Genomic DNA, 17,098 nt, shown 5'->3' on the forward strand with positions numbered 1-17,098 from the left:
CCGCCCGCCCGGACGCCGCCGCGATGGTCAGCGCGCTGAATGCGCAACTGACCCATCACGGGGCAACGGACGTACTGCGCGCCGCGTTCGAGGTCGTGCCTGATCTGGCGCTGGTGTCGAGCTTCGGGGCGGAGTCGGTGGTGCTGCTGCATCTGGCGGCAATGGTGAAGCGGGACGTGCCGGTGATCTTTATCGACACCGAGATGCTGTTTGCCGAAACGCTGGTCTATCAGCAGGACGTGGCCGAGCGGCTGCGGCTGGAGAATGTGACCGTGATCCGAGCAGATGACATCCGTGCATATGACCCCGATGGCACGCTGCACCAGCGCGATACCGATGCCTGCTGCAGCTTGCGCAAGACCGTCCCGCTGCAAAAGATGCTGGCGCCATATGGCGGCTGGATGACCGGTCGGAAACGCTATCAATCAGGTACGCGCGCCAACCTTGAGTTCTTTGAAGCCGAAGTGGACACGGGTCGTATCAAGGTCAATCCGCTGGCCCGCTGGGCGCCGGAGGACGTGCGCGACTACATGGAAGAAAACCGCCTGCCCCGGCATCCGCTGGTGGCCAAGGGATATCCCAGCATCGGCTGTGCACCCTGCACGTCACCGGTGGCCAAAGGGGAGGACCCGCGCGCCGGGCGCTGGCGGGATCAGGACAAGGACGAATGTGGCATCCACTTCGTCGATGGAAAATTGGTGAGAACTGGAGCACCGACATGACGATCGTAGTGACAGACCAGGGCTTTGGGCCCGACACGTGGGACGGTGGCTATGCCCCGCTGGGCGAGGCTGCGAATGATGCCGCGGCGCTTGATGTGCCAAGCGACGCAGACCCCGAAAACATCCCCTTGAATGCGGATATCATCCGCGTGGACTTCCCCAGCTTTGCCGATGGGCGTGGGTTCACCATTGCCCGGATGCTGCGCCTGCGCGGCTATCAGGGCCGTTTGCGCGCCAAGGGGCACGTGATTTCGGACCAATACGCCATGGCGCGCCGGTCGGGCTTTGACGAGGTTGAGATCAGCCAGGCACTGGCCGCCCGTCAGCCCGAGGACCAATGGCAGTTCCGCAGCGACTGGCAAGCCCATGATTATCAGGCCCGGCTGCGCGGTGCGTCCAACCACTAAAGCCCCGTCATCTGACCCAGATCAAGGCGCGCGACCTTTCGCGCACTTACCCAGCTACAAAATTCTTCCCAAATAGAGAGGCGCGGGTGTAAACCCGCGTTGACATATACATGACCGAGCAAACACCCGTGAACGAGACAACCGCCGTCAAGGCAACCCCCACCCTGCCCGACGCCCAGACGGTGACAGAGATCGAGCATTACACCGATCGCCTGTTCCGCTTCCGGTGCACGCGCCCCGCATCCTTGCGCTTCCGCTCGGGTGAGTTCGTGATGATCGGCTTGATGGGTGATCCGCACCCCGAGACCGGCAAACAGAAGCCGCTGTTGCGAGCCTACTCCATCGCGTCGCCATCCTGGGACGAGGAACTGGAATTCTATTCCATCAAGGTACAGGACGGCCCGCTGACCTCGAAGCTGCAGCACATCCAGCCGGGCGACGAAATCATCCTGCGCCCCAAGCCCGTGGGCACACTGGTGCATGACGCCTTGCTGCCCGGCAAGCGTATCTGGTTCTTTGCCACCGGCACCGGCTTTGCGCCTTTCGCGAGCCTGCTGCGCGAGCCGCAGACCTATGAGGATTATGACGAGGTCATCATCACCCACACCTGCCGCGAGGTGGGCGAGCTGACCTATGGCCGCGACCTGATCGAGAGCCTAAAGCACGATGAGTTGTTGAACGAGGTCATTGGCGAAGGGTTCTGGAAGAAGATCAAGTACTACCCCACCACCACCCGCGAAGAGAGCCCCAAGATGGGCCGCATCACCGACCTGATGAAATCCGGTGAAGCCTTCAAGGATCTGGGCGTGGAACCGCTGAACCCTGAAAGCGATCGCGCGATGATTTGCGGCAATCTGGCCTTCAACCTCGAACTGAAAGAGATGTTCGAGGAGTATGGGCTGGAAGAAGGCGCCAATTCCAAGCCGGCGCATTACGTCGTTGAAAAAGCGTTCCTCGACTGACGCAAGTGCACCCTTTGCATCAGCTATCCTGATCCTGTGCAATCAGGGTCAGGAACGTATCGATCAGCGTCATGTCTTTGGACACTGCGGGGCCGAACACGCCTTTGTGGGTCCAGCTGAGCGACAGGGCGCCGTAAGCAGCGGCCCATGACAGCAGATGGGTTTGCGAGACATTTAGCGCGGCGGACCACTGCACCGCCCGGCGCAGGATCACGGCCGGGTCAGAAAAAATCGCATCCGATCCAAGCGGGTTTCGGAACGCGTTTGCGAGTTCGTATGTCGCCTCACCCAACACACCCTTGGCGTCAAAGGCCAGAAAGCCGCGGTCGCTGCCCCGCACGTTGTCGTGGTGCAGGTCACCGTGCAACGGGCGGATATTCGTTTGATTGGTTAGCAGCGGCTGCGCCAGTTGGCGCGCGGCCTGCACCGTTGCCCGCACACTAGAAGGACAATCCGGGGTGAAGCTCACGGCAAAGAGCGCCTCGAACCTATGCGGCAACGGATCAAGGCTGGGCGGCGGATCTATCCGGCTTTGGTGCAATTGCTGTGCGACATCACCGAGGATTTTAGTTGCCTGCGCATCGTCACCCTGACGCACCATGTCACCCAGCGACGGGCCGTCCAACCATTCCATCAGAATGGCCGCCCCGTTCCTCTCAAAGACGCGCGCCGCACCCTGCCCGTCCAAGGCGTTGAGCAAGTCGAACCCCGGGGCCTCGTCCCGCAGATCGTCATCTGTGTAGCACTTCAAGCAGGCTGTGGTGCCGTCCGCACGTTTGACCCGCCAGAGCGAGGCAATGGGCGTGTCCGCCAGGTGTTGCGCCTGTGTGATTTGGAAGGCGGTCAGTAAGCTGGTGTCAGGTTGCATGTCGCATGGGTATTGTTCCTGCTTCGACATGTCCAATGCCCGATCAGGTGGGCCAGAAAAAGGCCGCGCCCCAAGGGGTGGGACGCGGCCATATCACCGTTTGCTGGCAGCTTGGATCAGAGACCCATCGCCTGTTTCAGCTGGTCCAGAAGGCCTTCCAGCACTTCGGGATTGTTTTGCGCCTGTTCGATCCCGGCTTTGAGCGTTGTTTTCTGCACGACGCTCAGTACTTCGGAGTTGTCGATAATCTCGGCGACCTTGTCGAACTCGAAGCCATCGACGGTCAGCAGGTCAGCGACGCCGCCATCTGTGGCCACATCTGTCGCGGCTTCGCCTGTGGTTTCGGTTGCAGTGTCAGTTGCTTCGGTTGCGGCGTCTTCCACCGCTTCGGTCGCAGCATCTGCAGAATCGGTTGTAGTATCCGTTGCCGTCTCTGTCGCATCCGTTGTCGCATCGACTGTGCCTGTTGCACCTTCGACAGCGTCTGTCGCTGCATCGGTTGCAGCGTCCGTTGCATCAGTTGCGGTTTCGGTTGCCGCATCCACCGCTTCGGATGCCGCATCAGCTGTATCCTCGGCCAGGCTTTGAACACCCTCGACAGCGTCTGCCGCCACGTCTGCTGCGCCTTCCGCCGCTTGTGTGGCGGTGTCGGTTGCTGCATCGGCCGCAGCCTCTGCACCTTCTGCCACCGCTTCGCCCGCGTCTGTTGCTGCATCCACGGCCTCTTCCACAGCGTTTTCCGTCGCCTCGGCCACGTCACCGACGGCGTCGCTTGCACTTTCAAGCGCCTCAGGCGCATTCACGGCATCCGCTGCTTGCGTTGCCACATCCTGAGGGGTCTGGCCCGAGTACAGCAGATACGCCCCACCCGCGATCACGACCGCCACGATAATCCAAATTAAATTCCTCATCACCCACTCCTTTTTTGCACAGCGGTCAACATAGTGACCCTGTCTTTGGTTCCGGGTGTCAGATGCGCAGGCTTAAGAAAAGGTGCAAGGGGGAAATTCGCAGTTTTCGGCACAGTATGGCCGATTCTGTGGGTTGAAGAAAACCAGGCCAAAGGCTACGTTCTGGCCTCACATTTTTGGAACGATCAAAGGACGACCACCATCGCTCGCAGACCTCACAACGCGCCGCCGCAACGCGACACCGGCCCGCGCGTCAACGACAAGATTCGTGCATCTGAAATCCGCCTGATCGGCGCCGACGGAGAAAACGTCGGTGTTGTAACGCCCGCCCGCGCCATGGATATGGCCGAGGATGTCGGGCTGGACCTTGTCGAAATCTCGCCCAACGCCAGCCCGCCCGTGTGCAAGATCATGGATTTCGGCAAGTTCAAGTACGAGACGCAAAAGCGCGAAGCCGAGGCCCGCAAGAAGCAGAAAATCATCGAAGTCAAAGAGGTCAAATTCCGGCCCAATACAGACACAAATGATTACGATGTGAAGATGCGCAATGTCTTCAAGTTCCTGGAGAACGGGGACAAGGTGAAGGTCACCTTGCGCTTTCGCGGTCGCGAGATGGCACACCAGAATCTGGGCCGCGAGTTGCTGGAACGGGTGGCCGAGGACACCAAGGAAATCGGCAAGGTGGAAAACTTCCCAAGAATGGAAGGCCGCCAGATGGTCATGATGATCGGTCCGCTTCCGCAGAAGTGACGCGGGATACCATCCGAACGATAAAAGGGCGTTGCAGAAGCAGCGCCCTTTCAATTTCGCCCCTGTAGACCGCCATTCCAAGCCGTAGGCCGCTATACGCTCAGACGTTTACGTTATCGCTGGGACCTTCGTCATCCTCGGACGTCTCGAACAGTTTCGAGCTGAGTTCGATCATCTTGCCCGTTTCCGCTGCATATTGGTCCATCGCCTTTTGTAAGAACGCCATCTGTGCGTTTTGCAACTCATCCGGAGTCTTGGCATGCAAAATCGAGTGTTGCAGGGCCACATCCTCGCGCACACGTTCGGCGACGAATGTCATCCACTCGGCCCCCATGTCGCTCATCCGTTCGATGGTGGACGCCCCGAACCAGTTCAGCGTTCCCAAGCCCACCGCCTGAACGTTGCTCATAGCGCCGACTGTGTCGTGTTGGTTGGATATGGGACCTTTGGACTGTGGTGATTTGGCCATTGTGTGTCTCCTCCGCTGCCGGGAGCAGCGTAACATGATTGCCACCAATCTTCCTTGATCCTGCGCAAGCAATGCCCCTTCCAGCGGTCCGTTGCTGACACATTGTGCAAAAGACCGTGACTTGACGTCACCGGATCGAGGCAAGACAACGTGGCATCCCGGAACAAGAGGTGACCCACGCCAGATTTTGCCCGCTACCCCAGTCTTCAAGACACCACCGTTCTGGTCACCGGCGGCGCATCAGGTATCGGGCGGTTGACGGTCGAGGCCTTTGCCGAGCAAGGCGCCGAGGTCGCGTTTCTGGACCGGGATGCAGACGCATCGGCCCAGGTGACCGACGCGACCGGTGCCCCCCATGCGCTGTGCGATCTGCGCGACATTGCTGCCACGCAGGAGGCGATCGCGAAGCTGGCCAACCAGAACGGACCCTTCTCAGTGCTGGTCAACAACGCGGCCCGCGACGATCGGCACAACTGGCAGGACGTGACCCCGGAATACTGGGACGAACGGATGCAGACGAACCTGCGCCACATGTTTTTCGCCATCCAGGCCGTGGCCCCCGGCATGATCGAGGCTGGGGGTGGGTCCATCATCAACCTTGGTTCCAACTCGTGGTGGGAAGCCTGTGGCGGCTTCCCCGCCTATACGACAGCCAAGGCCGCAGTGCATGGGCTGACCCGCACCATGGCCCGCGATCTGGGCGATCACCGCATTCGGGTCAACACGGTCGTGCCCGGTTGGATCATGACTGACCGCCAGAAAGAGCTTTGGGCCACGCCCGAGGCTTTGGAAGCGCACCGCGCGCGGCAATGCCTGCCCGACCTGATCGACCCAGTATATGTGGCGCGGATGGTTCTGTGGCTGGCGTCGGACGACAGCGCGATGTGCACGGCCAACAATTTCATGGTTGAAGCGGGCTCGATCTAGGGAAGCGTGACGCCAGCGGCGTTTGCAATATTGAAAAGCGCGCGCAGATGGCCGAACTCAGCCACCAGGGTGCAACGCGCGCGGTTCGTATCTACGCTGTAGCGGGCCGCGCACAAGGTGTCTGACGCATCTCGCGGCACTTCGATTTCCAACAGAGGTTCAAGCTGTTCCGCATAGCGCTGCATGGTCAGTGTCAGGTCATCAAAACACGATTGGGCTGGCCCGCTGTCGGGCCCTTCGCACTTCGCGATAGCAAGCGCGAGACAGTGGGATTGCATAGGCGCGCGCAGCGTGTCCCCAAGGCTGTTCACCGCCTTGGCGCACCCAACAATATTCGCGCGCTGATATTGTACATCCTCAGCACGCGGGTTGCCGGGAAAATGCAAAAGGGCCGCCATGAGGCAGCCCTTACATACATGATCAAAGGCGCGGCTCACGCCGCTGCAGCAACGGCCCGCTTGGTCATCACAGCGCAAAGATGCGCGCGATACTCACCCGTTCCGTGCAGATCGCTAATCATATCGCCATCAGGCAGGCTCAATCCGTCGAGGGCAGCCGCCGAGAAGTTCGACGACAGTGCCGCCTCGGCCTCGGTCCAGCGGAAAACGCCGTCATTGCTGGCCCCCGTGATCGCAACGCGGACGCCGTCGGCATACTTCGCCACGAACACCCCAACGAGCGCAAAGCGCGACGCAGGTTGCAGGAACTTCTGATAGTTTGCCCTTTCTGGAACGGGGAACCTGACCTCGGTGATGATCTCTCCCTCGTCCAGTGCGGTCGCAAACATGCCCTGGAAATAATCGTCTGCCGCGATCTCGCGCGTGTTGGTCTTGATCGTGGCGCCAGAGGCGAGCGCTGCTGCAGGGTAGCAGGCTGACGGGTCATTATTGGCCAAAGACCCGCCAATGGTGCCGCGATTGCGCACTGCCGGGTCCCCGATATGCGCGGCGGTCGCCGCCAATGCGGGATAATCGCCTGCCTCTGCGGCAACCGTTGCGTGATTGGTCGCGCCGCCAATGCAGATTGATCCATCATCGCCCTTGCAGACGCCCTGCATCTCGTCGATGGCTGACAGGCTCACCAGCTTGTCCGGGCTTGCCAAGCGTTGCTTCAGGGTCGGGATCAGGGTCTGTCCGCCACCCAAGGGCTGACTTTCGGTGCTGTCCGAAAGCTCCTTGACCGCATCCGCGATCCGGGTCGGTTTCACGACATCAAAGTTGTACATCTTCGGTCCTTTCTGTCGGCAAAACGCTCATCTTCATCTTGCCAAGTAAACTCCGGGGGTCCGGGGGCTGGCCCCCGGTCCTGCCCATTTCACCTATTGCATCGCCGCCCAGACACGATCCGGCGACAGGGGCATGTCGACATGCATCACATCCTTGCCTGCCGATTGCAGCGCATCCACCACCGCGTTCACCACCGCAGGAGGAGACCCAATGGCCCCTGCCTCGCCGCAGCCCTTCACCCCAAGGGGGTTGTGGGTGCAGGGTGTCTGGCTGGAATGATCCACATCGAACATCGGCAGATCATCGGCGCGCGGCATGGCGTAGTCCATGTAGGACGCACTCAGCAGCTGGCCGTTTTCGTCATAGGCGCAGTTTTCAAGCAGCGCCTGCCCGATCCCTTGCGCAATCCCGCCATGGACCTGACCGGTCACGATCATTGGGTTGATGATGTTGCCGAAGTCGTCAGCCGCCGCAAACCGTTCGATTGTCACCTTTCCTGTGTCCGGGTCTACTTCAACTTCACAAGCATAAGCCCCTGATGGATATGTGAAATTCGCCGGGTCGTAGAAGGCCGTTTCCTCAAGTCCCGGCTCGATGTCCTCAAGCGGGTAGTTGTGCGGCACATAGGCCGCGAGGGTTACATCCCCCCAGGCGACCGACTTGTCGGTCCCCGCAACAGAGAAAGCGCCGTCCTTCAACTCAATGTCGGCCTCGGACGCTTCCAGAAGGTGGGACGCGATCTTCTTGGCCTTGTTGATGATCTTTTCCGTCGCGCGCACCATGGCCGAACCACCCACTGCGATTGAACGCGAGCCATAGGTGCCCATGCCCATCGGCGTGTTGGCCGTGTCACCATGCACGATCTCGACCATGTTTTCGTCGATACCGATCATCTCGGCCACCACTTGGGCAAAGGACGTCTCGTGCCCCTGCCCGTGGCTGTGCGAGCCGGTCATCACAACCAGACCGCCCGTGGCGTTCACGCGCACCGTGGCGCTTTCATACAAACCCGCACGCGCGCCCAATTGCCCCACAAGGTTCGATGGCGCGATGCCGCAGGCCTCAATGTAGCAGTTGACCCCAAGCCCGCGCAGTTTGCCGTTTTTCTCGCTTTCCGCACGGCGGGCCGCGAACCCGGCGAAGTCGCCCATCTCTTCGAGCTTGTCCATGGTGCCGTGATAGTCGCCGGTGTCGTATTCGACAGCGACCGGTGTGGCATAGGGGAACTCGGTGATGAAGTTCTGGCGGCGCAGCGCGATAGGATCAACGCCCAACTCCCGCGCGGCCTTGTCCACGACGCGTTCCAACTGGAAAGTCGCCTCGGGACGCCCTGCACCGCGATAGGCATCGACGGGCACAGTGTTGGTGAAGACCGCCTTGACGTTCACGTAAATCAGCGGGGTTTTGTAGTTCCCGGCCATCAGCGTGCCGTGCAGCCATGTCGGGATCGACGGCGCGAAGGTCGACAGATACGCGCCCATATTGGCATGGGTTTCCGTGCGCAGCGCGGTAAAGTTGTTGTCTGCGTCCAGTGCCAATTCGATCTTGGTCACGTGGTCACGCCCATGGGCGTCCGAGATAAATGCCTCGCTGCGCGACGACGTCCACTTGACCGGACGGTTGCAGGCTTTGGCCGCGAACGTACAGAACGCTTCTTCCTGGTAGTGGAAAATCTTGGTGCCGAAACCGCCGCCCACATCCGGGGCCACAACGCGTAGTTTGTGCTCGGGGATGCCGAGGACGAATGCGCCCATGAGCAGCCGGATCACGTGCGGGTTCTGCGATGTCGTATAAAGCGTGCTGTCGTCAGTGCCGCGGGCATAATCACCCAACGCCACGCGCGGCTCCATCGGGTTGGCAACAAGGCGATTGTTGACCAGTTCGAGCGAGGTCACATGTGCCGCGTTTTCGAACGCTTTGTTCACGGCGTCCTTGTTCTCTTCCACAAAGCCCCAGTCGTAGCAGAGGTTGTCGTTGAGATCGTCATGCACCTTGGTGGATCCGTCCGCAAGGGCAGCTTTCATGTCCACCACGGCGGGCAGTTCATCAATGTCCAGTGCGATGGCCTCGGCAGCATCACGCGCCTGTTCGAGGGTGTCGGCCACAACCGCTGCTACAGGTTCGCCCACGTGCCGGACCTTGCCTTGGGCCAGGATCGGGTGGGCCGGTTCCTGCATGGGCTGGCCGTGCTTGTCCGTGACCTGCCAGCCGCAGGGCATGCCCCCCACCCCTTCGAAATCCGAACCGGTGAAGATGCGCACAACGCCGGGCATGGCCGCAGCGGCGCCGGTATCAATGCTTTTGATCGTCCCGTGGGCGATGTCCGAGCGCAAGAAATGCACATAGGCCTGGCCACGGATGTTGATGTCGTCGGTGTAGTTTCCGGCCCCTGTCAGGAACCGCACGTCCTCGCGCCGCTTGCTGCTGGCACCGATGCCTCCGTCTTTTGGCATGTTATTATTCCTCCCTGTTGGCGTGGCGCGCCTCCCCGCGCGCCTGCTGACTGACAGCCCAGAAGGATATCCGGGCTGCGGAATCCCTGTTATTCGGCGGCGATGGCCGATACGTCCTGACCACTGGCCGCCATGATCGATTTGACGATGTTGTGGTAGCCCGTGCAGCGGCAGATATTGCCTTCCAGATATTCACGCACATCTTGCTCGGACGGTTTAGGGTTGTCCTTGAGCAATGCCGCCGCCGACATCACCATGCCGGGTGTGCAGAAGCCGCATTGCAGGCCGTGATGGTCCTGGAATGCCTGCTGGATCACGTTAAGTGAGCCGTCGGCATTCGCCTGCCCTTCGATCGTCGCAACCTCGGCCCCTTCGGCCTCTACTGCGAGCATCGTGCAGGATTTGACCGCCTGCCCATCGACATGAACGACGCAGGCGCCGCATTGCGACGTGTCGCAGCCCACGTGGGTTCCGGTCAGCATCAGCTGGTCGCGCAAGAAGGACGACAGCAATGTGCGCCCCTCGACCTCGCCAGACGCAGCCTTTCCGTTCACGGTCATCGAGACCTGTGCCATGGCATCCTCCCTTTTGGCATTCTTGTTGAGCTCAAGTTAAGCATGGGTGGTGGCGCTTGAGAACAGAAATCTTCGCCGCATCCGCGAAATCGCAAGATCACGCAGTGCCTTAGCACGGCCTGCGCCCTAGCTCTCTCGCGGTCGGGGCCGGGTGGGAATTTCCTTGAGCAAGCCACCGACCCCCATCTGCGCGATGTCCTGCCGCGTAAGGGTTACGCCACAGATCAGCCGTTCAAGCACCCAGTCTGCGCCATTGAGGGCTGGCGACCGCGCACATCCCGGCAGGCCGATCACCGGCTTGTCGCCATGCGTTCCGAAAAAGAGCAGATTGCCTGGGTCCACCGGCATACCATAGGCGATGACGTTTCCCCCCGCCGCGCGCACCGCTGACGGTGCGACGTCGTGCGTGTCCGACGTCGCGGATGCAGTCAGAACAAAAACAAACTCGCCTTCCGCGTCGGCCACGGCTTGAGCCAGCGGGGCGTCCTGATGCGGCACAACGACCCGAGGCGTCAGCGACACGTTCAAGCGGTCAAGCCGCCCGGTCAAAGCAGCGCGGCCCTTGGACGACGGTTCGGCGTTGCCGACCTGTGTTTCGATCAACGTTGCCGTTGAATATTGTGGGCTCAGGATACGGATTGCGTTGGCCGCATCTGCTGTTGCCGTGTCCAGTGCGTCCTGCGACACGGCGTAGGATATGATCTTGATCGTGGCGACCATGGTGCGCGCATCGACGCGATGGAATGGCGGCACCGTGGCGATGGTGATCATAGGATCAACCGCATTAATGCGCGAGAGCCGATCCACATCAATCGCGACGACACCCGGACCTGTCGCGTAGAGGTTCACGCGCCCTGCCCCTGCCGCAGTGATACGCAGGCCTTGTTTCTCGGGCGTTGGCACGACGGCCGCGGCGAGAGCTTCGGCGGCACTGTTTTCTTCTATGTCGCCTGGGGCGAGCGTCGCGACCGTCAGCGTGTCGTGACCTGCCGCAGTCAGTTCTGCAATGTCGTCATCTGTCAGGACGGTTCCCTTGGACACGCGACGGGACTGACCCGCTAATGAATGGGCGAGCGTCGCGCCAAGTGCATCCGCTGCGGGCCTTGGGCCGAACTTCATGCGCCTTGCCTGAGTGTTGCGACCATCTGCGCCAGGATGGACACCGCGATCTCTGGCGGGCTTGCCGCACCGATGTCGAGTCCAATGGGCCCCTTGATCCGCGCGATCTGGTCTGAGGTGAACCCCGCCTCTTCCAGCCGGGCCAAGCGTTTGGCATGGGTGCGCGTCGAACCGAGCGCGCCGATGTAGAACGCCTCGGACTTCAACGCGATATGGAGCGCCGGATCATCCAGTTTCGGGTCATGTGTCAGCAATACAAGGGCTGTGCGAGCATCCACATCAATCTCAGCCAGCGCTTCGTCCGGCCAGTCATTGATCACGCGTTCTCCCGGGAAACGGGCCGCCGAACCGAAGGCTTCACGCGGGTCGATGATGTAAGGATCATAGCCCGCCAGTTTCGCCATGGGCACTAGGGCTTGCGCGATGTGCACACCGCCAACGATCGCCAGCCGCAAAGGCGGGTTGTGAATGGCGACAAAGGTCTTGCCATCCTCCTCCATCCCTGTGCGGTCCTTGGCAAAGCGTGCCGCATGCCCGTCGTAGTCCAGCCGTCTGTCCCAGCTTTCAGTGTCGACCACATAGGCTGCCTGTCGGCGCGTCGCGCGGGCCGTAACAAGCGCATCAAGCGTGTCTTCGGGCATCGCCGACCCCACCGGCTCAACGAGGATTTTGATCGTGCCGCCGCAGGCCAGCCCCACTGCAAAGGCGTCCCCATCGCTGATCCCGTATTCAAGCAGACGCGGGGTGCCATTTTCGAGCGTTTCCATCGCCTCGACCACGACGGCCCCTTCGACGCAGCCGCCCGAGACGGAGCCCATCATATCGCCGTCAGCCGACACGACCATCTGCGCGCCAGCGCGGCGCGGCGCGCTGCCCCATGTTTCGATCACGGTCGCAAGGGCCGCGCCCTTGCCTGCTTTGATCCATTCCAGCGCTTGCTCCGGCGCGGTTTCAACCGACGACATGCGATCCGTCCATTTTTGCTGGTTCCATCCCACGCAAAGCGTATGCGGTGACTTTGCGGGAACACAACCCTGACTTAAGCACAGGTTGTTGCGCGCGCTTATGCTTGCGCGTACCCCGCCTGCGGCCTACATCCGTAAGCAAGACCAGCCGGAGACCAGCCAGATGCCCATGCAAGCCCAAGAGATCGAAGACCTGATCCGCGAGAGCTTTCCCGACGCCAAGATCACGATCACGGACCTAGCGGGTGACGGAAACCACTATTCGGCCGAGGTGATCGACGCGTCATTTTCCGGCATGAACCGCGTGCAGCAGCACCGGGCCGTCACCAAGGCGCTGAAGGGCAAGATGGATGGCAGCCATGGAGAGTTGCACGCATTGGCCTTGACGACAAAGGCACCCTGATGACTGCCTTCTGGCATATTGTCACCATGCCGTTTCGGCGGGCACCGCGGCGTCCTTTGTCGGCACGCCGTCCTGATCGTGACGAGATGGGTCAGACCAAGGTCGTACCGTTGGGTATGGAAGCGACTGATCTGACGCTTGTGAACAAGGTCAACCGACGCAACGACGCTTTGGAGCGTGTAAACCAGATCAGAACGGATGGAACCGCGAAAAAGAGCGGCTACATGGCAGAAGCCAGCACACATGTCCAAGCGATGCCCGAAGATGAAACCTATGCCGCGCGGTTTCACCGCGCTTTCCACAAGAAAGGCAAATAGAATGAGCAACGCCGCAAGTCGGATCACCGAAACCATCAATGCAAACCCCGTCGTGCTGTACATGAAGGGCACCAAGTCGATGCCACAATGCGGCTTTTCCAGCCGCGTGGCCGGTGTGCTGAACTACATGGGCGTGGATTTCGCCGACGTGAACGTTCTGGCCGATGAAGACATCCGCCAGGGCATCAAGGATTTTTCGGATTGGCCGACCATCCCGCAGCTGTACGTCAAAGGCGAGTTTGTCGGCGGGTGTGACATCATCACCGAGATGACTCTTTCGGGCGAATTGGACACGCTGTTTGATGAAAGCGGCGTAACCTATGACAAAGACGCGGCGGACAAGATCCGCGAAGCGAACGGGTAACAACCGGGCGCACGACACGTGCGTCTTACGGTTCAAAGAGAAAAGGCGTGCCGGGTTGGCACGCCTTCTTTCTGTTTCGCGGGAATACGCAGCAAGCTGCGTCTTACGCCGTTTTCTCTTCCACTTCCGCGGCAAGTGCTTCGGCCCGAGCGGCCAACTCTGCCAGCGTGTCAGTTACCGCCTGCGGCACGACAGGCACCTCAATCCGTTCAGGCTCTGGCGCGCCCATGGTGCGCAACCCCTCAAGTTCCGCCTCACGCTCGGCCAGTTGGGCTTCTACCTCGGTCACGCGGTCTTCGACACTTGCCGTCTTGTCAGCCAGCATCAGGCCCGCCATCAGCAGCATCCGCGCTTCGGGCATGCGCCCAGCCTGATCGGCCAGCACCTGCGCTTCATCATCCAGCATCTTGGCGGCAGAATGCAGATAGCTTTCCTCGCCCTCCTGGCAGGCAACCTGAAACGGGCGTCCGCCGATGTTGATTGTGACCTCAGGCATCTGCATCCTCCTCTTCCGGAGCTTCCAGCTGGTCGAGCAGCGGGGTCAACGCACCAATGATACTACTTGCTTCGGCCACATCCGCGGCCCGTGCAGCGCGCAGCCCTTCAAGCTCTGCCATCATGGATTTGTTGATTAGATGCGGCTCGCCCACCCCTTCTTCGTTCGCTGTGCGCAAGGCGGCATTTGACTCGCGCAATTGTTCGTTGGCCTTGCGCAAGCGTTGCAATTCAAGGTCCAGCTCCTCTACCCGGGCCTGCGCAGCATCTGCAGCAGCCTTGACATCAGACGTGGCCGCATCCTGCCGCTCGGACAGCTTGCGCACCCGTTCGGTCAGCTGTGCGTTTGCCACGCGTTCATCATCAAGGGCCGTCTGCAAGGCTGCGGTGTCTTCGCCCCCCGCCGTGTCCAGGCCGTCAAGGCCCGTGGCGATCCTGTCCATCGCAGCGGTCAACCGCTGTTGCAATCCGTCGATATCGCTCATCTTACGTGCCTGTCCCCTTTTTCTTGGCGCCTTGGAGCATTGGTTCCATCCGCCCGGACTGTTCGAATCGATTTACCGTCCGGTTGCGCCCAAGTGTAGCCAAAGAGGTAGAGAAATGCGCCCCCCTTTGCGATCAACCACTTGCGGGGCGGCTTTGATGTAGCAAAACGTCGCCTGTCGCCTCATGCCCCGATTTGCATGAGCACAGCGCCTTGATCTTTGGTCTTTGCCTGATATGCAGCCTCAAACCAAATGCCAAAGGACGAGCAATTCCGTGGATCTGACAGCCCTTCGCACCGCCCATCCCGACCACTGGTCCAAGGCCACCGCCATCCGTGCCTTGACCCTTGATGCCGTCGCTGCGGCCAATTCCGGCCACTCAGGCATGCCCATGGGGATGGCCGATATGGCCACCGTCCTGTTCGAAAAGCACCTGAAATTCGACGCCAAGGCACCGGACTGGCCCGACCGTGACAGGTTCATCCTGTCTGCCGGTCACGGCTCAATGCTGCTTTATTCCCTGCTGCACCTGACCGGGTACGAGGATATGACCCTTGAGCAGGTCAAGAACTTCCGCCAGTGGGGCGCGATCACTGCAGGCCACCCGGAATATGGCCACGCCAAGGGGATCGAGACCACCACTGGCCCACTAGGCCAAGGCGTTTCGAACGCTGTGGGCTTTGCCATGGCCGAGGAAATCCTGCGCGCCCAATACGGCAAGAAGGTTGTCGATCACTATACCTATGCCATCGCAGGGGATGGATGCCTGATGGAAGGTGTCAGCCAGGAAGCCATCACGCTTGCTGGCCGTCACCAACTGGGCAAGCTGATTGTCTTCTGGGACAACAACAACATCACGATTGATGGGCCGCTGTCACTGGCAGACAACACCGACCAGCCGCAGCGCTTCAAGTCTGCGGGCTGGGCCGTGATCGAGATTGACGGCCACGATCCGGAGGCAATTGACGCCGCGATCACCAAGGCAAAGACACAGAAAAAGCCCACCATGATTGCCTGCAAGACGCATATTGCACTGGGTCATGCGGCACAGGATACGTCCAAGGGCCACGGCGCGCTGACCGATCAGACGCAGCTGCAAGACGCCAAGGCCGCCTATGGCTGGACCACGGGACCGTTTGACGTGCCCGTCGATGTCAAAGCCGCTTGGGAGGCTATTGGCACTCGCGGCGCTGAAGCCCGCGCGGCATGGGACGAACGGTTTGCGTCCATCTCAGGCTCCAAGCAAGCGCAGTTCAACCGGACCCTCGCCCGCGAGGTGCCTAGGAAACTGTCGGCCACCGTCAAGGCCTTCAAAAAACAGATGTCGGAAAGCGCGCCCAAGTTGGCGACACGCGCTGCATCTGAAAAGGCGCTGGAGGTCATCAACCCGGTGATGCCCGAGACTGTAGGTGGATCGGCTGACCTGACCGGCTCGAACAACACCAAGACGGGTGATTTGGGCGTGTTCGACACGGACAACCGTGGCGGCCGCTATGTGTACTGGGGCATTCGCGAGCACGGCATGGCCGCGGCCATGAACGGCATGGCCCTCCACGGTGGCATTCGCCCCTATGGCGGCACGTTCATGTGCTTTACCGACTATGCCCGCCCCGCCATGCGTCTGGCAGCCCTGATGAAAATCCCCACGGTGTTTGTCATGACCCATGACAGTATCGGTCTGGGCGAAGATGGTCCGACCCACCAACCGGTCGAGCATCTGGCGATCAGCCGTGCGACACCGAACACCATGGTGTTCCGCCCTGCCGATGCGGTGGAAACCGCTGAAAGCTGGGAACTTGCGCTGTCATCCACTGAAACGCCGTCGGTCCTGTCCCTGACCCGTCAGGGCCTGCCGACAGTACGCACAGAGCACAAGCTGAAGAACCTGACGGCCCAGGGCGCCTATGTTCTGGCCGAGGCCGAGGGCAAGCGTCAGGTCATCCTGATCGCCTCCGGGTCTGAAGTGTCCATCGCGATGGATGCCCGTGCCAAGCTGCAAGATGCCGGGATCGGCTGCCGCGTCGTCTCGATGCCCTGCATGGAACTGTTCGCGCAGCAGGACGAAAGCTATCGCCGCAAGGTCCTGCCTGCCGGTCCTGTCCGCATTGGAATCGAAGCAGCCGTGCGCCAGGGTTGGGATCGGTGGCTGCTGGGTGAGCGTGGAAAGGCGAATAAAGCTGATTTTATAGGCATGGACGACTTTGGCGCCTCTGCGCCAGCGAACATCTTGTTCGAAAAGTTTGGAATCACTGCACAAGCAGTGGTCGAAAAGGCCAACTTGCTTATATGATTGAGCAGGGGGTGCGACGTCCCCTGCTAAAAACCAGTGTATTTAAAGAGTGCCACCGTTTCGGGAATTGGTAAAAGCTTCAATGGGGAGCGAAGGGAAACCAAAGGCCGCACGTGCTTGGTATATTGATCATTGCCACCATTCTGGCCGCCGTAGCAGCGGCTGTGGCGTTGCTTCTGGGCAGCGGTTGGTGGATGGCACTGATCATTTATGCGTTTGGCGGGGCGATCATTGCGTTCATGTTGGCATTGGTTATCGCGATACGGCCCGGGGCGCCCTTGTCGCCCCCTGAATGCCCGTCCACAGACGATCAGACTGAAGATGGCGCTGATGAAAGCGCCACAAACGGCGCGAAACCGCATGCGGAAACGGTTGGGTAACTGAAGCTAA

At 60.7% G+C, this 17,098-nt stretch carries 21 protein-coding genes; 10 read left to right on the forward strand and 11 right to left on the reverse strand.

The annotated features are described in order from the left end of the window. The first annotated feature begins 23 nt into the window (after positions 1–23). The 3 genes from Q1A75_RS03760 to Q1A75_RS03770 all read left to right on the forward strand — a co-directional run bounded on the left by Q1A75_RS03760 (position 24) and on the right by Q1A75_RS03770 (position 2,091). Positions 24–722: a phosphoadenylyl-sulfate reductase gene (locus Q1A75_RS03760; protein WP_299549589.1), complete on the forward strand. Its 699-nt coding sequence runs from the start codon at positions 24–26 to the stop codon at positions 720–722. Further along, entirely contained in the window at positions 719–1,129 is a 411-nt protein-coding gene (locus Q1A75_RS03765) for a DUF934 domain-containing protein (protein ID WP_299549150.1), read from the forward strand. The genes Q1A75_RS03760 and Q1A75_RS03765 overlap by 4 nt, the downstream gene beginning before the upstream one ends. 110 nt (positions 1,130–1,239) lie before the next feature. Then, the gene (locus Q1A75_RS03770; protein WP_299549152.1) at positions 1,240–2,091 is read left to right on the forward strand and encodes a ferredoxin--NADP reductase; all 852 of its coding nucleotides are present in this window, start codon (positions 1,240–1,242) and stop codon (positions 2,089–2,091) included. A gap of 19 nt (positions 2,092–2,110) precedes the next feature. Here Q1A75_RS03770 and Q1A75_RS03775 read toward each other — a convergent pair whose 3' ends face one another. Together Q1A75_RS03775 and Q1A75_RS03780 are read right to left on the reverse strand one after the other, a co-directional pair. Further along, positions 2,111–2,959 carry an aminoglycoside phosphotransferase family protein gene (locus Q1A75_RS03775; RefSeq protein ID WP_299549154.1) on the reverse strand — a complete coding sequence of 283 codons (849 nt, stop codon included), beginning with the start codon at positions 2,957–2,959 and terminating at the stop codon, positions 2,111–2,113. A 116-nt stretch (positions 2,960–3,075) separates the two neighbouring features. Beyond that, the gene (locus Q1A75_RS03780; protein ID WP_299549156.1) at positions 3,076–3,870 is read right to left on the reverse strand and encodes a translation initiation factor 3; all 795 of its coding nucleotides are present in this window, start codon (positions 3,868–3,870) and stop codon (positions 3,076–3,078) included. Positions 3,871–4,071: 201 nt separating this feature from the next. On the opposite strand from Q1A75_RS03780, the gene infC reads away from it, so the two are divergent. Continuing rightward, entirely contained in the window at positions 4,072–4,620 is a 549-nt protein-coding gene (infC, locus tag Q1A75_RS03785; RefSeq protein ID WP_366142174.1) for a translation initiation factor IF-3, read from the forward strand. Between the two features lie 100 nt (positions 4,621–4,720). Here infC and Q1A75_RS03790 read toward each other — a convergent pair whose 3' ends face one another. Beyond that, positions 4,721–5,089, reverse strand: coding sequence for a phasin family protein (locus Q1A75_RS03790; RefSeq protein WP_299549160.1), 369 nt, complete (start codon positions 5,087–5,089; stop codon positions 4,721–4,723). A 222-nt stretch (positions 5,090–5,311) separates the two neighbouring features. Between Q1A75_RS03790 and Q1A75_RS03795 the strand changes: the two genes are divergently transcribed. Beyond that, positions 5,312–6,016, forward strand: coding sequence for an SDR family oxidoreductase (locus Q1A75_RS03795; protein ID WP_299549592.1), 705 nt, complete (start codon positions 5,312–5,314; stop codon positions 6,014–6,016). Here Q1A75_RS03795 and Q1A75_RS03800 read toward each other — a convergent pair. From Q1A75_RS03800 to Q1A75_RS03825, 6 genes are all read right to left on the reverse strand, one after another. Next, positions 6,013–6,414 (reverse strand): hypothetical protein, encoded by a 402-nt coding sequence (locus Q1A75_RS03800; protein ID WP_299549162.1) that lies wholly within the window; start codon positions 6,412–6,414, stop codon positions 6,013–6,015. The two genes, Q1A75_RS03795 and Q1A75_RS03800, sit on opposite strands and share 4 nt — an antisense overlap. 35 nt (positions 6,415–6,449) lie before the next feature. Beyond that, positions 6,450–7,241: a xanthine dehydrogenase family protein subunit M gene (locus Q1A75_RS03805; protein ID WP_299549164.1), complete on the reverse strand. Its 792-nt coding sequence runs from the start codon at positions 7,239–7,241 to the stop codon at positions 6,450–6,452. 93 nt (positions 7,242–7,334) lie between these two features. Continuing rightward, on the reverse strand, positions 7,335–9,695 hold the full coding sequence (locus Q1A75_RS03810; RefSeq protein ID WP_299549166.1) for a xanthine dehydrogenase family protein molybdopterin-binding subunit: 2,361 nt from the start codon (positions 9,693–9,695) through the stop codon (positions 7,335–7,337). Between the two features lie 89 nt (positions 9,696–9,784). Then, positions 9,785–10,270, reverse strand: a complete 486-nt coding sequence (locus tag Q1A75_RS03815) for a (2Fe-2S)-binding protein (protein ID WP_299549168.1) — start codon at positions 10,268–10,270, stop codon at positions 9,785–9,787. A gap of 126 nt (positions 10,271–10,396) precedes the next feature. Continuing rightward, on the reverse strand, positions 10,397–11,389 hold the full coding sequence (locus Q1A75_RS03820; protein WP_299549170.1) for a molybdopterin-binding protein: 993 nt from the start codon (positions 11,387–11,389) through the stop codon (positions 10,397–10,399). Further along, on the reverse strand, positions 11,386–12,354 hold the full coding sequence (locus tag Q1A75_RS03825) for an XdhC family protein (protein ID WP_299549172.1): 969 nt from the start codon (positions 12,352–12,354) through the stop codon (positions 11,386–11,388). The genes Q1A75_RS03820 and Q1A75_RS03825 overlap by 4 nt, the downstream gene beginning before the upstream one ends. A gap of 163 nt (positions 12,355–12,517) precedes the next feature. Between Q1A75_RS03825 and Q1A75_RS03830 the strand changes: the two genes are divergently transcribed. Genes Q1A75_RS03830 through grxD form a run of 3 tightly spaced genes read left to right on the forward strand, consistent with a single transcriptional unit; the run spans position 12,518 to position 13,438 of the window. Further along, positions 12,518–12,757 (forward strand): BolA/IbaG family iron-sulfur metabolism protein, encoded by a 240-nt coding sequence (locus Q1A75_RS03830; protein WP_299549595.1) that lies wholly within the window; start codon positions 12,518–12,520, stop codon positions 12,755–12,757. Next, complete coding sequence (locus Q1A75_RS03835) at positions 12,757–13,074, forward strand: hypothetical protein (RefSeq protein WP_299549174.1); 318 nt, start codon at positions 12,757–12,759, stop codon at positions 13,072–13,074. Before Q1A75_RS03830 ends, Q1A75_RS03835 begins: the two co-directional genes overlap by 1 nt. Position 13,075: 1 nt before the next feature. Continuing rightward, positions 13,076–13,438 (forward strand): Grx4 family monothiol glutaredoxin, encoded by a 363-nt coding sequence (gene grxD / locus Q1A75_RS03840; RefSeq protein ID WP_299549176.1) that lies wholly within the window; start codon positions 13,076–13,078, stop codon positions 13,436–13,438. A gap of 103 nt (positions 13,439–13,541) precedes the next feature. Here grxD and Q1A75_RS03845 read toward each other — a convergent pair whose 3' ends face one another. Next, positions 13,542–13,934 (reverse strand): cell division protein ZapA, encoded by a 393-nt coding sequence (locus Q1A75_RS03845; RefSeq protein ID WP_299549179.1) that lies wholly within the window; start codon positions 13,932–13,934, stop codon positions 13,542–13,544. Beyond that, on the reverse strand, positions 13,927–14,418 hold the full coding sequence (locus tag Q1A75_RS03850; RefSeq protein WP_299549182.1) for a hypothetical protein: 492 nt from the start codon (positions 14,416–14,418) through the stop codon (positions 13,927–13,929). The genes Q1A75_RS03845 and Q1A75_RS03850 overlap by 8 nt, the downstream gene beginning before the upstream one ends. Positions 14,419–14,692: 274 nt before the next feature. Here Q1A75_RS03850 and tkt point away from each other — a divergent pair, with 274 nt between their 5' ends. Together tkt and Q1A75_RS03860 are read left to right on the forward strand one after the other, a co-directional pair. Next, a complete protein-coding gene (gene tkt / locus Q1A75_RS03855) occupies positions 14,693–16,708 on the forward strand; it encodes a transketolase (RefSeq protein ID WP_299549185.1) in 2,016 nt (671 codons plus the stop codon). Between the two features lie 113 nt (positions 16,709–16,821). Further along, positions 16,822–17,088, forward strand: a complete 267-nt coding sequence (locus tag Q1A75_RS03860) for a hypothetical protein (protein WP_299549187.1) — start codon at positions 16,822–16,824, stop codon at positions 17,086–17,088. Positions 17,089–17,098 lie beyond the last annotated feature (10 nt).

The organism is uncultured Tateyamaria sp. (genome assembly GCF_947504105.1).
GTDB lineage: Bacteria > Pseudomonadota > Alphaproteobacteria > Rhodobacterales > Rhodobacteraceae > Tateyamaria.

What these genes read in the sequence shown, in the direction of transcription:
- Q1A75_RS03830 (WP_299549595.1), top strand. Translation starts at nt 12,518, where the DNA reads ATGCCCATGCAAGCCCAAGAGATCGAAGACCTGATCCGCGAGAGCTTT.
- Q1A75_RS03810 (WP_299549166.1), bottom strand. Translation starts at nt 9,695, where the DNA reads ATGCCAAAAGACGGAGGCATCGGTGCCAGCAGCAAGCGGCGCGAGGAC.
- Q1A75_RS03775 (WP_299549154.1), bottom strand. Translation starts at nt 2,959, where the DNA reads ATGCAACCTGACACCAGCTTACTGACCGCCTTCCAAATCACACAGGCG.
- Q1A75_RS03820 (WP_299549170.1), bottom strand. Translation starts at nt 11,389, where the DNA reads ATGAAGTTCGGCCCAAGGCCCGCAGCGGATGCACTTGGCGCGACGCTC.
- Q1A75_RS03815 (WP_299549168.1), bottom strand. Translation starts at nt 10,270, where the DNA reads ATGGCACAGGTCTCGATGACCGTGAACGGAAAGGCTGCGTCTGGCGAG.
- Q1A75_RS03825 (WP_299549172.1), bottom strand. Translation starts at nt 12,354, where the DNA reads ATGTCGTCGGTTGAAACCGCGCCGGAGCAAGCGCTGGAATGGATCAAA.
- Q1A75_RS03760 (WP_299549589.1), top strand. Translation starts at nt 24, where the DNA reads ATGGTCAGCGCGCTGAATGCGCAACTGACCCATCACGGGGCAACGGAC.
- Q1A75_RS03805 (WP_299549164.1), bottom strand. Translation starts at nt 7,241, where the DNA reads ATGTACAACTTTGATGTCGTGAAACCGACCCGGATCGCGGATGCGGTC.
- Q1A75_RS03780 (WP_299549156.1), bottom strand. Translation starts at nt 3,870, where the DNA reads ATGAGGAATTTAATTTGGATTATCGTGGCGGTCGTGATCGCGGGTGGG.
- Q1A75_RS03765 (WP_299549150.1), top strand. Translation starts at nt 719, where the DNA reads ATGACGATCGTAGTGACAGACCAGGGCTTTGGGCCCGACACGTGGGAC.
- Q1A75_RS03850 (WP_299549182.1), bottom strand. Translation starts at nt 14,418, where the DNA reads ATGAGCGATATCGACGGATTGCAACAGCGGTTGACCGCTGCGATGGAC.
- Q1A75_RS03800 (WP_299549162.1), bottom strand. Translation starts at nt 6,414, where the DNA reads ATGGCGGCCCTTTTGCATTTTCCCGGCAACCCGCGTGCTGAGGATGTA.
- Q1A75_RS03845 (WP_299549179.1), bottom strand. Translation starts at nt 13,934, where the DNA reads ATGCCTGAGGTCACAATCAACATCGGCGGACGCCCGTTTCAGGTTGCC.
- Q1A75_RS03770 (WP_299549152.1), top strand. Translation starts at nt 1,240, where the DNA reads ATGACCGAGCAAACACCCGTGAACGAGACAACCGCCGTCAAGGCAACC.
- Q1A75_RS03835 (WP_299549174.1), top strand. Translation starts at nt 12,757, where the DNA reads ATGACTGCCTTCTGGCATATTGTCACCATGCCGTTTCGGCGGGCACCG.
- Q1A75_RS03790 (WP_299549160.1), bottom strand. Translation starts at nt 5,089, where the DNA reads ATGGCCAAATCACCACAGTCCAAAGGTCCCATATCCAACCAACACGAC.
- grxD (WP_299549176.1), top strand. Translation starts at nt 13,076, where the DNA reads ATGAGCAACGCCGCAAGTCGGATCACCGAAACCATCAATGCAAACCCC.